Here is a 15,474-nt window from a genome sequence, read left to right as displayed (position 1 = left end):
GGCGCGGGTGCGTCCGAAAAACCTCTGGAGAAAACCGTGCTTCCCGTCCATCCGAAAGCCCTTCTTGCGCTCGCCGACGGCACGGTCTTTACCGGGATTTCCATCGGTGCCACCGGTCAGACGACCGGCGAGGTGGTGTTCAACACCTCGATCACCGGTTACCAGGAAATCCTCACCGATCCGAGCTACTGCCAGCAGATCGTCACCCTCACGTACCCCCACATCGGCAACACCGGCGTGAACCGTGAGGACGTGGAAGCCGACCGCATCCACGCCGCTGGCCTGATCATCAAAGACCTGCCTCTCCTGGCGTCCAACTTCCGCAGCGAAGAGACGCTGTCCCAGTACCTGCAGCGCGAAGGCACCGTGGCCATCGCGGACCTCGACACGCGCGCGCTGACCCGGCTGCTGCGCACCAAGGGCGCACAGAACGGCTGCATCGTCGCGCTGCCGGCCGGCGAGGCCGTCACCGACGCACACCGCGCGCAGGCGGTCGCCGCCGCCCAGGCTGCGCCCAGCATGGCCGGCCAGGACCTGGCCAAGGTGGTGTCCGCCACCGCGCCGTACCCCTGGACGCAGTCGGAGTGGAAGCTGGGCTCCGGCTACGGCGAGCAGGCCGCACCGAAGTTCCATGTCGTCGCCTACGACTTCGGCGTGAAGAAGAACATCCTGCGCATGCTGGCCGAGCGCGGCTGCAAGGTCACCGTGGTGCCGGCGCAGACGCCGGCCGCCGAAGTGCTCAGGCACCAGCCTGACGGCATCTTCCTGTCCAACGGCCCCGGCGACCCGGAGCCCTGCGACTACGCGATCACCGCCGCGCGGGAACTGATCGAGACCGGCACGCCGACCTTCGGCATCTGCCTGGGTCACCAGATCATGGCGCTGGCCTCCGGCGCCAAGACCTTCAAGATGAAGTTCGGCCACCATGGTGCGAACCACCCGGTCAAGGACCTGGACAGCGGCCGCGTCTCCATCACCAGCCAGAACCACGGTTTTGCCGTCGACGAGAAGAGCCTGCCGGCCAACCTGCGCGCCACCCATGTGAGCCTGTTCGACGGCACGCTGCAGGGCCTGGCCCGCACCGACAAGCCGGCCTTCTGCTTCCAGGGCCACCCGGAAGCCTCGCCCGGCCCGCACGACATCGGCTACCTGTTCGACCGCTTCATCGGTCTGATGCAGGCCAAGGCCTGAACCCGCTGCGCAACAAGGACCCTTCATGAAGCTCTTCAGTTTCCCGGTGTTCGCGATCGAGAAAGCCATCGCCAAGCGCATACTGGGACTGGAGCCGCCCCACAAAGAGTGGTTCGCGCAGCGCTGGACGCAGAAGCCTTACCGCAAAGCCTTCATCGAGAACAAGGCCATGCCGCTGGTGACGCTGATTGCCAAGGGCAAGTCCTGGGACGACGAGACCTTCAACACCGAAATGGCTGAGTGGGATGTCTTGTTCTATCCCGCCGAAATCGAGGTGCTGCGCCCGATCATCGAAGGCGACGGCCTGCTGCAGCTGATGCAGAAGAACGTGCCTGCCGAACGCGTGCAGGCCCTGCTGAACAAACTGGAAACCCAGCGCCAGGCCTGAGCCCGACCTGCCGCCAAGACACACAAGCGAATCCATGCCGAAAAGAACAGACATCCAGACCGTCCTCATCATCGGAGCTGGCCCGATCATCATCGGCCAGGCCTGCGAGTTCGACTACTCGGGCGTGCAGGCCTGCAAGGCGCTGCGCGAAGAGGGCTACCGCGTGGTGCTGATCAACAGCAACCCGGCGACGATCATGACCGACCCGGCCACGGCCGACGTCACCTACATCGAGCCCATCACCTGGCAGACGGTCGAGAAGATCATTGCCAAGGAGCGGCCCCTCACGCCCGGAGGCTTCGCGATCCTCCCGACCATGGGCGGCCAGACGGCGCTGAACTGCGCGCTGGACCTGTGGCGCAACGGCGTGCTGGCGCGTTACGGCGTCGAGCTGATCGGCGCCACGCCCGAGGCCATCGACAAGGCTGAAGACCGACTGAAGTTCAAGGACGCCATGACCAAGATCGGTCTGGGTTCCGCCCGCTCGGGCATCGCTCACAGCATGGAAGAGGCCTGGGCGGTTCAGAAGATGACCGGCTTCCCGACCGTGATCCGCCCCAGCTTCACGCTGGGCGGCACCGGCGGCGGCATCGCCTACAACCCTGAAGAGTTCGAGACCATCTGCAAGCGCGGCCTGGAAGCCTCGCCCACCAACGAGCTGCTGATCGAAGAGTCTCTGCTCGGCTGGAAAGAGTACGAGATGGAGGTGGTGCGCGACAAGGCGGACAACTGCATCATCGTCTGCTCGATCGAGAACCTGGACCCGATGGGTGTGCACACCGGTGACTCGATCACCGTGGCGCCGGCACAGACGCTGACCGACAAGGAGTACCAGATCCTGCGCAACGCCTCTCTGGCCGTGCTGCGCGAGATCGGTGTGGACACCGGTGGTTCGAATGTGCAGTTCTCCATCAACCCGGCCGATGGTCGCATGGTGGTGATCGAGATGAACCCGCGCGTCTCGCGTTCGTCGGCTCTGGCCTCCAAGGCCACCGGCTTCCCCATCGCCAAGGTGGCCGCCAAGCTGGCTGTGGGTTACACGCTGGACGAATTGCGCAACGAGATCACCGGTGGTGCCACGCCGGCCTCGTTCGAACCCTCGATCGACTACGTGGTCACCAAGATCCCGCGTTTCGCCTTCGAGAAATTCCCGACCGCGGACAGCCGCCTGACCACCCAGATGAAGTCGGTGGGCGAGGTGATGGCCATGGGCCGCACTTTCCAGGAGTCCTTCCAGAAAGCCTTGCGCGGCCTGGAAGTCGGCGTGGACGGCATGAACGAGAAGACCCAGGACCGCGAGACCCTGGAGCGCGAGCTGGGCGAGCCCGGCCCCGAGCGCATCTGGTACGTGGGCGATGCTTTCGCAGCCGGCTGGTCGGTCGACGAGGTGCACCAGTTCACCAAGATCGACAAGTGGTTCCTGATCCAGATCGAAGAGATCATCAAGCTCGAAATGGCGATGGACCAGCTGGTCGCCGAGAAGGGTAACCAGGCATTGACCAGCCTGGACGCCGACACGCTGCGCGGCCTGAAGAAGAAGGGCTTCTCCGACCGCCGCCTGGCCAAGCTGCTGGCCACCACCGACGCCGCCGTGCGCGAACGCCGCAAGCAGCTCAATGTGCGCCCGGTCTACAAGCGCGTGGACACCTGCGCGGCCGAGTTCGCCACCGACACCGCCTACCTGTACTCGACCTACGAGGGTCATGGTGACGGCGAGTGCGAGGCCGAGCCGACGAACAGGAAGAAGATCATGGTGCTGGGCGGTGGCCCCAACCGCATCGGCCAGGGCATTGAGTTTGACTACTGCTGCGTGCACGCCGCGCTGGCGATGCGCGAGGACGGTTACGAGACCATCATGGTCAACTGCAACCCGGAAACCGTGTCGACCGACTACGACACCAGCGACCGCCTGTACTTCGAGCCGCTGACGCTGGAAGACGTGCTGGAGATCGTCGACAAGGAAAAGCCGGTCGGCGTGATCGTGCAGTACGGCGGCCAGACACCGCTGAAACTCGCGCTCGGCCTGGAGGCCAACGGCGTGCCCATCATCGGCACCACGCCCGACATGATCGACGCCGCCGAGGACCGTGAGCGCTTCCAGAAGCTGCTGCACGACCTGGGTCTGCGCCAGCCGCCCAACGCCACGGCCCGCGCCGAGCCGGAAGCGCTGGAGAAGGCATCGGCCCTGGGCTACCCCCTGGTGGTGCGCCCGAGCTACGTGCTGGGCGGCCGCGCGATGGAGATCGTGCACGAGCAGCGCGACCTGGAACGCTACATGCGCGAGGCTGTCAAGGTGAGCAACGATTCGCCGGTGCTGCTGGACCGATTCCTGAACGACGCCATCGAGTGCGACGTGGATGCGGTGCGCGACAGCGCGGGCCGCGTCTTCATCGGCGGCGTGATGGAGCACATCGAACAGGCCGGTGTGCACTCGGGCGACTCCGCCTGCTCGCTGCCGCCGTACTACCTGTCCAAGGCCACGATCGACGAGCTCAAGCGCCAGACAGCGGCCATGGCCGAGGGCCTGAACGTGGTGGGTCTGATGAACGTGCAGTTCGCGATCCAGGAGAAGGAGGAGAACGGCGTCAAGACCGACGTGATCTTCGTGCTGGAAGTGAACCCGCGTGCCTCGCGCACGGTGCCCTTCGTGTCCAAGGCCACCGGCATCCAGCTGGCCAAGGTCGCGGCGCGTTGCATGGCGGGCCAGACGCTGGACCAGCAGGGTATCGGCGCCGAGGTCACCCCGCCGTACTTCAGCGTGAAGGAGGCCGTGTTCCCGTTCGTGAAGTTCCCGGGCGTGGACACCATCCTTGGCCCCGAGATGAAGTCCACGGGCGAGGTGATGGGCGTGGGCAAGACCTTCGGGGAGGCCTTCGTCAAGAGCCAACTGGGCGCGGGCACCAAGCTGCCACGATCGGGCAAGGTGTTCCTTACCGTGAAGAACGGTGACAAGCCGCGCGCCGTGGAAGTGGCGCGCCAGCTGGTGGCGCTCGGTTTCGAACTTGTGGCCACGCGGGGCACCGCGGCGGCCATCGGTGCCGCCGGTATTCCGGTGCAGACGGTCAACAAGGTCACCGAAGGCCGTCCGCACATCGTGGACATGATCAAGAACGGCGAGATCGCGCTGGTCATCAACACGGTCGAGGAGCGCCGCAACGCGATCGCCGACTCGCGCGCCATCCGCACCTCGGCGCTGCTGGCCCGCGTGACCACCTTCACCACAATCTCGGGGGCGGAAGCGGCGGTGGAGGGCATGCGGCACATGGACAGCCTGGGCGTGATCTCGGTGCAGGAGATGCACGCGTTGCTGTGAGCCCCCACGCTCCGCCGCTGGCGCGGGTCGCTGCCCCCCGAGGGGGCTGATCCGGCTTGGGGCGGCCCAGCGCCGGATCGCCTGAGTTCTGATGTGGTGCTGGTGGACGCCGCCCAGGCCTACGAGCTGCACTTCCCTCATTCGGTCACCTGCCTGTCGGTGCAGATGCCGCGCGCCTGGGTCGGGCAGTGGCTGCAGGCCATGGACGTGCCGCAGGCGCGCGTGGCGCACCGCGAACAGGGCTGGGGCGCGATGCTCTCGGCGCTGAGCCCGCAACTGGGGCGCCAGCCCGAACTAGCGCTTGAGACGGCGCCCGACTGACTGGAGGACCAGTTTGGTGCCTTGCTCGCGGCGTCGATGGAGCCTGTGGCGCATCACGGCACACCCGGTGCCGTTGATCTGCGCGAGCGGGCCGTGGCCCTGATGAGGGAGCGCTGCGGGGAGCCTGGCTGGCGGGCCGACGAGCTCGCGGCGCAGCTGCAGGTGTCGGTGCGCAGCCTGCACCGGGCGTTTACCGATGCGGGTGAGACGGTGATGAGACGCTGGCGCCACGAGCGCATCGAGCGCGCGTGCGAACTGCTCGCGCAGCCCCGGCTGTCCAGGCTGAACATGGCCGAGGTGGGACGGCGCTGCGGTTACGCCGACGCCTCCCATTTCAGGCGCGACGTCCATCGCGTGGAACGCCTTCGTGCCGCTGGACGGCGAGAGCCTCAACGACCTGGTGCCTCCACAGTATGTGGCCCTGTAAGACGGCATCGCCGCGCTGGCCGAGAAGACTTACGGATGGCTCAACCCCCAGCCGTACAGGACCTTCACCGACCCGGCGAAGCTGTCGACGCCATTGGTGGCCATGAGCCTTGGCAAGAGTTACATCAACTGCCAGCAGGACACGGCGCTGCCCCACAGCCTTCCCTGGCACCCCCGGCTGTCCGAACGGCTGGGCCTGTTCCGGCTGGTGGAGTGCCGTGGCAACCACGAGTTGTGTTTCACCGATCCGCAGCGGCCGGCCGACGCGATCGAACGGGCTGGCCGCGACTGAGCGCAACCGCGGTTTCCCGGGCTTGAGAACCCGGGTTTCGATGCATAATCCGGACCATTGGCCGCCGACCGGAAACGATCGGCGGTTTGCTTTTTGCCGATCCCGGAGTTCGAAAAATGACCTATCCCATCACCAAGCGTGGCGCTGAAATGCTCAAGGCCGAGCTGCACAAGCTCAAGACCGTGGAACGCCCGGGCGTGATCCAGGCCATTGCCGAAGCGCGCGCGCAGGGGGACCTGAGCGAGAACGCCGACTACGACGCGGCCAAGGAGCGCCAGGGCTTCATCGAAGGCCGGATCGCCGAGATCGAAGGCAAGCTCTCGGCGGCGCAGGTCATCGACCCCTCGACGCTGGACGCGGGCGGCCGTGTGGTGTTCGGCTCGACGGTCGAGCTGTCGGACGAGGACAGCGGCAACGAGATGACCTACCAGATCGTGGGCGAAGACGAGGCCGATCTCAAGCAAGGGCTGGTCAACATCAGCAGCCCGATCGCGCGGGCGCTGATCGGCAAGGAAGAGGGTGACACCGCCGAGGTGCAGACCCCCGGCGGCACGCGCCGTTTCGAGATTGTGGCGGTGCGCTACGTCTGAGCCGGCCCGCATGCCGCTGCACCGCCTGTCCGTCCTCATCGCCGCGCTCTGGTGGGGGGGCATCACGGGGCTGAGCTTCGTGGCGGTGCCCACCTTGTTCGCCAAGCTGGGAAGCCCGATGACGGCGGGACCTGTGGCGGCCCAGCTTTTTTCCTTTCAGTGCTGGATCGGACTCGTGCTGGGCGTGGGGCTGATGCTGGTGTTGCGGCGACAGCGCGCATCACTCTCCCCGGAAGGCTCTGAACAGGGACTGTCGCACCTTCGGGCCTTGACGTGGACCATGGCCCTGGTGGTGCTGGCCGTGCTGCTGGCCATGGTGCAGGAGTTTGGCGTGGCACGGAAGATCGTGACGGCGCGTGCGACCGGTGGCGACCTGCGCCTCTGGCACAGCCTGGGCTTCGTGCTGGTGCTGGGGCAATGGTTGTGTGCGGGGGGCGTGTTGTGGCGCTTGGCCGGACCCCAGCCGCGGGTGACCCAGGCATGACTGTCCTGCAGCGTCTGGCCCAGCGGCTGACGGCGCTGCCTCCGTCCATCGTCACCGGGTTGCTGGCGCTGACCGCGGCGCTGCTGGCCGTGCGGCTGCTGGGACTCACCTGGCTGCTGGCGGTCAATGTGCCTTTTTCCGACCAGTGGGCCTTGCTCACCCGTCTGTACAACGGCTTCCAGTGGAGCGACGCCGCCGTCGCCTTCATATGGCAGCACGGTCCTCACCGGCAGGGACTGAACTTCTCCCTGGTCCTGCCGGCCTACCACTTCAGCGACTGGAACGTGCGCTGGGACAGCCTCTGGACCGCCGGGGTGCAACTGGCGGCCGGCCTGCTGGCGCTGCGCTTGCGGCGGCGCCTGCTGCCGGCACCCTGGTCGCTCTGGGATGCGGTGCTGTTGCTCGCATTCTGGGGCGTGTGCACCTTCGAGACCGTGATCGTGGCTCCAAATGCGTCGCACAGCATCTTCCCGCTGTTGCTCTTGATGCTGCTGCTCAATGTGTGGCTGGCGACACCCGGCTTTCTCAATCACGTGGCGGTGATTGCACTGGTGGTGTGCCTGGGCTTCACCGGTTTTGGTCTCACGGCCTTGCCGGCCGTGATGCTGGTGGCCCTGATCGACGTCTGGCGCAGCACTGGGGCCTTGCGGCGGCGGGGGATGGTGGTGCTGGCGTCCGGCGCACTCACGCTGCTGGCGTTCTTGCACCGCTACCAGTTCGTGGTGTCGGCCGAGGGCTTTGAGGTGCTGCGGCCAGACCCCACCGACTACCTGAGGTTCATGGCCGCCATGCTGAGCCATTTCCTGCTCACTGTTCAGCGCCCTTCGGCATGGGTTCTGTATCCGGCGGGCGCGTTGCTGCTGGCGGCGTGGGTCGGCGCATGGGGGTGGGGTGTGCGCCGCCTCGTGCGACCCTCCGGTGAGCGGGAGGGTGTGTGTCCGCTGTGGCAGGCGTGCGTGGTGCTCACGGGCTGCAGCCTGTTGTTTGTCCTGCTGACTGCCTACGGGCGCGCGCAGCTGGGAGTGGGGGCGGCAATGGCCTCGCGCTACACCGCCTTGCTTCTACCGGGTCTGCTGGCGGTGTACCTGCTGCTGTTCCGGCAGCGCGACCGGCTGGCGCCTCTGCTGCTGGTCATGCTGCTTCTGTTCACCGTGCGCGTGGTGCCGGAAACCCGCGAGGCCTACCTGCTGGGCCGCTATTACGCGGGCATGAAGCTGTGCTGGCTGGAGCAGTACCGCACCAGTGGAGCGGTGGCCGCCGCAGACGCCCGCCTGCAGGCGCTGGACGTCAGGGCACAGTTCCAGCCTGGCTGGCTCGGGCGCCAGGCACAGTGGGACCTGATGGAGCGGCAGCGACTGGGCCCGCTGGCTGCCGGGGCACCGTCGGAGCCGCTGTTGAGGCTGTACCCGGCGCCCTGCGAGCTGCTGCGCTGAAACCAGGACCTCAGGCGGCGCGCCGCTCCGCCGATTCGAGCGTGTTGACCATCAGCATGGTGATGGTCATCGGGCCCACGCCGCCGGGCACCGGGGTGATCCAGCCGGCCACTTCCTTCACGCTTGCAAAGTCCACGTCGCCGCAGAGCTTGCCTTCGTCGTTGCGGTTCATGCCCACGTCCAGCACCACGGCACCGGGTTTGACCATGTCGGCGGTCAGCACGTTGCGCTTGCCCACCGCAGCGACGATCACGTCCGCCTGCAGCGTCATGGCCTTCAGGTCCTTGGTGGCGCTGTGGCAGATGGTGACGGTGGCGTTCTGTTGCAGCAGCATCATGGCCATGGGTTTGCCCACGATGTTGCTGCGGCCGATGACGACGGCATGTTTGCCCTTGAGCTCGTAGCCGATGGACTCGAGCATCTTCATGCAGCCGTAGGGCGTGCAAGGCCAGAAGCCGGGCAGGCCGGTCATCAGCGCGCCTGCGCTGGCGATGTGGAAACCATCCACGTCCTTCTCGGGCGAGATGGCCTCGATGACCCTCTGGGCGTTCATGTGGGCCGGCAGCGGCAGCTGCACCAGGATGCCGTGGATGCTCGGATCGCGGTTCATGGCGTCCACGCGGGCCAGCAGCTCGGCCTCGGTCATGGTGACGGGCCAGGTCTCCAGCACCGAGTGCATGCCCGTGTCCTCGCAGGCCTTGACCTTGTTGCGCACGTAGACCTGGCTGGCCGGGTTGTCGCCCACCAGGATCACCGCGAGACCGGGTGTGATCCCCCTGGCTTTGAGGGCTGTCACGCGGGCCGACACATCGGTGCGGAGCTGTTTGGAAAGGGCGTTGCCGTCGATGAGTTGGGCGGTCATGGTGGTCAGGCGGAGGAGGGGAAACGGAAACGCCCGCCGGGAAGGGCGGGCGTTGGCTGGGGGAGTCGAGGGTCAGGCCTTGGCGGGTGTCTGCCCCAAGGCGATCTTGAGCAGATCGGCCACGGTGTTGGCGCCCAGCTTTTCCATGATGTTGGCGCGGTGCGCTTCCACGGTCTTGATGCTGATGCCCAGGTCGTCGGCGATCTGCTTGTTCAGGCGACCAGCTACGATGCGCTCCAGCACCTGGGCTTCGCGGCCCGTGAGCTTGGAGAGCAGGGCGTCTCGGCTGGCGGCCTGCTGGTGGGTGGCGAAGGCTTCCTTCGCGGTTTCGAGCATGCGTTCGACCAGCAGCACCAGCTGGTCTTCCTTGAAGGGTTTCTGGATGAAGTCCAGCGCGCCGCGCTTCATGGATTCCACCGCCATCGGCACGTCGCCATGACCGGTGATGAAGACGATGGGAAGGGGGGACTGGCGTTCGATCAGCTTTTCCTGCAGCTCCATGCCGGTCATGCCACCCATGCGGATGTCGGCAATCAGGCAGGCCACCTCGCGCGCGTCGTACCGGCTGAGGAAGGCTTCGGCGGATTCAAAACAGCGGACCCGGTAGTCCTTGCCTTCGAGCAGCCATTGCAGGGAGTCACGAACGGCCTCGTCGTCATCGACGACATAGACGGTGCCTTTTTTGGGAATCAAACTCATCTCGCTCTTTCGGTGTCCGTCAACGACGACGCGGCGGGAGCTTCCGGCGCGGATTCCTGGGTCAGACGCGACTGCACCGGAATCCAAAAACTGAAGCAGCAACCCACGACTTCGTCCCCATTGTAGATGTTCTGCACCTGCATCCGGCCGTGGTGCGACTCGACGATGCTGCGGCACAGCTTGAGGCCAATGCCCATGCCTTCGCTCTTGGTGCTGTAGAACGCCTCGTAGATGCGCTCGATCATTTCAGCGGGCACGCCGTTGCCGGAGTCGCGCACCGAGAACTCCACCACCTCCTGGTCGTCGAGCCGGCGCGGACCGACGCGCAGCTCGATGTACCTCTCGCCAGGGGGACGCCCCGCCTGCGCGATCGCCTCGCCCGCGTTCTTGAGCAGGTTGATCAGCACCTGTTCGATCAGGATCGGATCGACCATCAGGCTGGGCAGGCGCGCGGCGACGTAGGGCGAAAGACGCACCTGGTGGCGGCGCAGTTCGATATCGGCCAGTTCGATCGCATTGCTCACCATCTGCGCCACGTCCGAGGGCATGGGGTTGGGTTCGCTGCGCTTCACGAAGGCGCGGATGCGCTGGATGATCTGGCCGGCGCGCTGGGCCTGGCGGGCGGTTTTCTCCAGCGCGGCAAGCATGTCCTCTTCGGTGATGCGCTGCTCCTTCAGCCGCGAGATCATGCCGTTGCAATAGTTGCTGATGGCCGTCAGCGGCTGGTTGAGTTCGTGCGCGACGCTCGAGGCCATTTCGCCCATGGTGATCAGGCGGCTGGCCGTCTGTGCGCGCTCGGCTTGGCGCGCGGCCTGTTCTTCGGCGTTGCGGCGCGGGGTGATGTCGCTGGCAATCACCATCTGGGCCAGACGGCCGTCGACCCAGGTCAGGTAGCGCGTGCGGACCTCCAGCCAACGATCCAGTTCTTCGACGAAGACTTCGGCGTTTTCGGCGCCGGCATCGGTCAGGGTGTCGGTCGGCATGCCTGCGAAGGCGTCCACCGCATCGCCGTTGTCGGGGCTGGGCGTGGGCTGGTCGCCCGCCAGGTCCACCAGTTGCCGGTGGCCCTGGCCGCGGGTGCCGAACCAGAGGCGGTACATCTTGTTGGCGAACAGCATTTCGTCGCTGCCCAGCGGCGCCACCGACACCGCCGAGTCCAGCGATTCCAGCACCGTGGTGAAGCGTTCGTAGGACGCGGAAAGTTCTTCCCGGATGCGCTTGGGTTCGGTGATGTCGGTCATCGAGGTCATCCAGCCGGTCTGGTGGCCTCTCGGATCGATCAGGGGTGAGACGTACATCCGCGCGTCGAAGATGCTGCCGTCGCGGCGCTGCACCCGCACCTCGAAGCCACCGGGTGTGGACCGCCCATTGAGCTCGTCCTCCAGCCGCGCGGCCAGTTGCTCGTGGTCGTCCTCCGGCCAGTAGGGAAAGGGTGCGGTGCGGCCGACCAGCTCGCTTTCGGTCCAGCCCGTCATGGAGCAGAACGCAGGGTTGACATAGGTGATGCGACCCTGCATGTCCAGTGCCCGCATGCCTGTGAGCATGGAGTTTTCCATCGCACGTCGGAAGTTGGTTTCCGACATCAGCGCCTGCTGCGCCTGCACGCGGCGGCGGGTGTGTCGCCAGGTGCCGAGCAGCATCCACACGGTGAGGGCCGAGAGCGCGCCAATCACCCAGAAAAAGCCGCTGCCCACGATGTCCTGCGAGGTGCGGTAGCCCTGGGCCTTGAGGATCAGACCGTTGCCGACCGGAGAAACCGGCACTTCGTGCTCCAGCGGCTGCGGCGACCAGGGCAGCAGCCGCAGCACCGCGCTGGGTGACTGCAGGTTGCCTGCGAGCACCCGCCCGCGGTCGTCGAGCAGGGCCACGGCATAGCGGGCCATGATCTCCGGCGGCATTCCGAACCGCATCAGTCCGTCGATGGAGTACTCGCCCATGACAGTGCCCGAGAAGCGGCCCTGTTCGGTCAGCGGCACCTGCAACATCAGGGTCGACTGGCGAGCGTCGTCACCGAGCGGTCTCGAATAGATCGGCTGGCGCAGGTCGCGCGCCAGCTCAAACGAGCCATCGCCGTCCCCCGCCGCCATCGAGCTGCCCTTGGGGCGAAGCAGCGCCAGCGGTGCACTGGGTGAGGCGTGGCTGGCCTGGACCATTCGGCGGGCGTCGACCCAGCTGATGGCCTGCAGCTCCGGGAACTGGCTGATGAGCGTCTCGGCCTGGAACTCGAACTCGTCGGCGCTGATTTCCTTGTTGTCCACTTCCCTTGCGAGGCGCATGAGTTGCTCCTGGCGTTCGAGCAGCCGCAGCCGGATGCGCTGCTGCGCGTACTCGACGTCGCGCGTGACCGCCTCCTGCTCGCGTTCGAGTTCTTCGTAGCGCAGGTAGGTGATGGCCACCGCGATGGCCGACAGAAACAGCAGGACGGACAGCAGCGGCGCCAAGGTGGCGAAGCGGTCCTGGCGCGAGGGAGGGAGGCGGCGCCACCAGCGGCGCCACCAGTCCAGCGGGGTGCCGACAGGCGGGCCTGCTGGTGGTTGTTCGGGGGCGGGAATCATCCGGTCGAGTGTACGGGGCGGCCCCCGAAATAAGGGCATCCGGAGCGGCGGCGCGCGCGTCAAACGCTACACAATTTGCATTTGTGTATTTCATATAAAGAAATTAACAAGCACATGTTGAAATTGAAAGGGATCTGTGGAAAAATCCGTGACACTGCGGAATCACCGCCGTAAGCTTTATTTCAAACCCACAGGAGACAGCCATGTCAGCGTCCGACGCTCAGAACAACCGTGGTGCCGGGGACATCGATGCCCAGGAAACCCGCGAATGGATGGAGGCGCTGGCCGCCGTCATTGAAAAAGAGGGCCCCGAGCGCGCCCACTTTCTGCTGGAGCAACTGCTCGAGGAAGCCCGCCAGAACAGCATCGACATGCCGTTCTCGGCCAACACCGGTTACGTGAACACCATCGAGGCCACCGAAGAGGCCCGCTGTCCCGGCAACATCGAGATCGAAGAACGCCTGCGGGCCTACATGCGCTGGAACGCCATGGCCATGGTGGTCAAGGCCAACCGCCACAACCCCGACGACGGCGGCGACCTGGGCGGTCACATCGGTTCGTTCGCCTCGCTGGCCCACATGTTCGGCGCCGGCTTCAACCACTTCTGGCACGCCGAATCCGAAAATCATGGGGGCGACTGCCTGTACATCCAGGGCCATGTGTCGCCCGGCGTGTACGCCCGCGCCTACCTGGAAGGCCGCCTGACCGAAGAGCAACTGCTGCACTTCCGCCAGGAGGTGGACGGCAAGGGCCTCTCGAGCTACCCGCACCCCAAGCTGATGCCTGAGTTCTGGCAGTTCCCGACGGTGTCGATGGGCCTGGGCCCGCTGATGGCCATCTACCAAGCCCGCTTTCTGAAGTACCTGCACGCGCGCGGCATCGCCAACACCGAGAACCGCAAGGTCTGGGTGTTCTGCGGCGACGGTGAGATGGACGAGGTCGAGTCGCTGGGCGCCATCAGCCTGGCCGCGCGCGAGAACCTGGACAACCTGATCTTCGTGGTGAACTGCAACCTGCAGCGCCTGGACGGCCCGGTGCGCGGCAACGGCAAGATCGTTCAGGAACTCGAAGGCGAGTTCCGCGGCTCCGGGTGGAACGTGATCAAGCTGCTGTGGGGCTCCAACTGGGACCCGCTGCTGGCGCGCGACAAGGACGGCGCGCTGCGCAAGATCATGATGGAGACGCTGGACGGCGACTACCAGGCCTTCAAGGCCAACGACGGAGCCTACGTGCGCAAGCACTTCTTCGGCCGCGACCCCAAGGCACTGGAACTGGTCTCGCACATGAGCGACGACGACATCTGGAACCTGCGCCGCGGCGGCCACGACCCGCAGAAGGTGTACGCCGCCTACCACCAGGCCGTGAACCACAAGGGCCAGCCGACCGTGCTGCTGATCAAGACGGTCAAGGGCTTCGGCATGGGCAAGGCCGGTGAAGGCAAGAACACCGTCCACCAGACCAAGAAGCTGACCGACGAGGACATCAAATACTTCCGCGACCGCTTCAACATCCCGATCCCGGACAGCGAGCTGCCCAAGATCCCGTTCTACAAGCCCGCCGACGACACGCCGGAGATGCAGTACCTGCACGAGCGCCGCAAGGCCCTGGGTGGCTACCTGCCCAAGCGCCGCACCAAGGCCGACGAGAGCTTCACCGTGCCCTCGCTGGAAACCTTCAAGGCCGTGCTGGAGCCGACCGCCGAAGGTCGCGAGATTTCGACCACGCAGGCCTATGTGCGCTTCCTGACGCAGTTGCTGCGCGACCAGGCACTGGGGCCGCGCGTGGTGCCCATCCTGGTGGACGAGGCCCGCACCTTCGGCATGGAAGGCCTGTTCCGCCAGGTCGGCATCTACAACCCGGCTGGCCAGCAGTACACCCCGGTGGACAAAGACCAGGTCATGTACTACAAGGAAGACAAGGCCGGCCAGATCCTGCAGGAAGGCATCAACGAAGCCGGCGGCATGAGCAGCTGGATCGCGGCCGCCACGTCGTACAGCACCAGCAACCGCATCATGGTGCCGTTCTACGTGTACTACTCGATGTTCGGTTTCCAGCGCATCGGCGACCTGGCCTGGGCGGCCGGCGACATGCAGGCCCGCGGCTTCCTGCTTGGCGGCACCTCCGGCCGAACCACGCTGAACGGCGAAGGCCTGCAGCACGAAGACGGCCACAGCCACATCCTGGCCGGCACGATCCCGAACTGCATCAGCTACGACCCGACCTTCGCGCACGAGGTCGGCGTGATCCTGCACCACGGCCTCAAGCGCATGGTGGAGAAGCAGGACAACGTCTTCTACTACCTGACACTGCTGAACGAGAACTACGCCATGCCCGGCCTGACCGCCGGCACGGAAGAGCAGATCATCAAGGGCATGTACCTGTGCAAGCCGGGTGCCGAGGGTGACAAGCGCGTGCAGCTGCTGGGTTCCGGCACGATCCTGCGCGAGAGCATCGCCGCGCAGGCCCTGCTGGCCACCGACTGGGGTGTGCAGGCCGACGTGTGGAGCTGCCCGAGCTTCAACGAACTGACCCGCGACGGCCAGGACTGCGAGCGCTTCAACCTGCTGCACCCGACCGAGAAACAGCGCGTGCCCTTCGTGGCGCAGCAGCTGGAAAAGCACGCCGGTCCGGTGGTCGCCTCGACCGACTACATGAAGAACTACGCCGAGCAGATCCGCCCCTTCATTCCCAAGGGCCGCGAATACAAGGTGCTGGGCACCGACGGTTTCGGCCGCAGTGACTTCCGCAGCAAGCTGCGTGAGCACTTCGAGATCAACCGCCACTACATCGTGGTCGCCGCCCTGCGTGCGCTGGCCGACGAGGGCAAGCTGCCGCTGGCCAAGGTCGCCGAGGCGATCAAGAAGTACGGCATCAAGACGGACAAGGTCAACCCGCTCTACGCTTAAACATCCGGAGACAA

At 65.9% G+C, this 15,474-nt stretch carries 11 protein-coding genes and 2 pseudogenes; 10 read left to right on the top strand and 3 right to left on the bottom strand.

What is annotated here, in order from left to right:
- The first annotated feature begins 36 nt into the window (after positions 1-36).
- The 9 genes and pseudogenes from carA (at position 37) to RCO38_RS19325 (ending at position 8,438) form a co-directional block, all read left to right on the top strand.
- Complete coding sequence (gene carA, locus RCO38_RS19360; protein ID WP_308330075.1) at positions 37-1,191, top strand: glutamine-hydrolyzing carbamoyl-phosphate synthase small subunit; 1,155 nt, start codon at positions 37-39, stop codon at positions 1,189-1,191.
- Positions 1,192-1,216: 25 nt separating this feature from the next.
- On the top strand, positions 1,217-1,579 hold the full coding sequence (locus RCO38_RS19355) for a hypothetical protein (RefSeq protein WP_308330074.1): 363 nt from the start codon (positions 1,217-1,219) through the stop codon (positions 1,577-1,579).
- 34 nt (positions 1,580-1,613) lie between these two features.
- Positions 1,614-4,892 (top strand): carbamoyl-phosphate synthase large subunit, encoded by a 3,279-nt coding sequence (gene carB / locus RCO38_RS19350; RefSeq protein ID WP_308330073.1) that lies wholly within the window; start codon positions 1,614-1,616, stop codon positions 4,890-4,892.
- A 102-nt stretch (positions 4,893-4,994) separates the two neighbouring features.
- Positions 4,995-5,213 carry a hypothetical protein gene (locus RCO38_RS19345; protein ID WP_308330072.1) on the top strand — a complete coding sequence of 73 codons (219 nt, stop codon included), beginning with the start codon at positions 4,995-4,997 and terminating at the stop codon, positions 5,211-5,213.
- A 36-nt stretch (positions 5,214-5,249) separates the two neighbouring features.
- A pseudogene (locus tag RCO38_RS24290) lies at positions 5,250-5,513 on the top strand (helix-turn-helix domain-containing protein); the annotation flags it as partial.
- Positions 5,514-5,571: 58 nt separating this feature from the next.
- A pseudogene (locus RCO38_RS19340) lies at positions 5,572-5,931 on the top strand (alpha/beta hydrolase); the annotation flags it as partial.
- A 116-nt stretch (positions 5,932-6,047) separates the two neighbouring features.
- Positions 6,048-6,521: a transcription elongation factor GreA gene (gene greA, locus RCO38_RS19335; RefSeq protein WP_127806302.1), complete on the top strand. Its 474-nt coding sequence runs from the start codon at positions 6,048-6,050 to the stop codon at positions 6,519-6,521.
- A 10-nt stretch (positions 6,522-6,531) separates the two neighbouring features.
- Complete coding sequence (locus RCO38_RS19330; protein WP_308330071.1) at positions 6,532-7,005, top strand: DUF4149 domain-containing protein; 474 nt, start codon at positions 6,532-6,534, stop codon at positions 7,003-7,005.
- Positions 7,002-8,438 carry a hypothetical protein gene (locus tag RCO38_RS19325; RefSeq protein WP_308330070.1) on the top strand — a complete coding sequence of 479 codons (1,437 nt, stop codon included), beginning with the start codon at positions 7,002-7,004 and terminating at the stop codon, positions 8,436-8,438. Before RCO38_RS19330 ends, RCO38_RS19325 begins: the two co-directional genes overlap by 4 nt.
- Before the next feature lie 10 nt (positions 8,439-8,448).
- On the opposite strand, the gene folD is transcribed toward RCO38_RS19325, so the two are convergent.
- The 3 genes from folD to RCO38_RS19310 form a co-directional block, all read right to left on the bottom strand.
- Positions 8,449-9,300 carry a bifunctional methylenetetrahydrofolate dehydrogenase/methenyltetrahydrofolate cyclohydrolase FolD gene (folD, locus tag RCO38_RS19320; RefSeq protein WP_308330069.1) on the bottom strand — a complete coding sequence of 284 codons (852 nt, stop codon included), beginning with the start codon at positions 9,298-9,300 and terminating at the stop codon, positions 8,449-8,451.
- 72 nt (positions 9,301-9,372) lie between these two features.
- A complete protein-coding gene (locus RCO38_RS19315) occupies positions 9,373-9,999 on the bottom strand; it encodes a response regulator transcription factor (protein ID WP_066257532.1) in 627 nt (208 codons plus the stop codon).
- A complete protein-coding gene (locus tag RCO38_RS19310) occupies positions 9,996-12,554 on the bottom strand; it encodes a PAS domain S-box protein (protein WP_308330068.1) in 2,559 nt (852 codons plus the stop codon). Before RCO38_RS19310 ends, RCO38_RS19315 begins: the two co-directional genes overlap by 4 nt.
- A 203-nt stretch (positions 12,555-12,757) precedes the next feature.
- On the opposite strand from RCO38_RS19310, the gene aceE reads away from it, so the two are divergent.
- Entirely contained in the window at positions 12,758-15,460 is a 2,703-nt protein-coding gene (gene aceE / locus RCO38_RS19305; RefSeq protein ID WP_308330067.1) for a pyruvate dehydrogenase (acetyl-transferring), homodimeric type, read from the top strand.
- Positions 15,461-15,474 lie beyond the last annotated feature (14 nt).

This window comes from Hydrogenophaga pseudoflava (assembly GCF_031020795.1).
In the GTDB taxonomy this organism is placed as follows: domain Bacteria; phylum Pseudomonadota; class Gammaproteobacteria; order Burkholderiales; family Burkholderiaceae_C; genus Hydrogenophaga; species Hydrogenophaga pseudoflava_A.
This window is presented reverse-complemented; position numbering and strand designations above follow the sequence as displayed.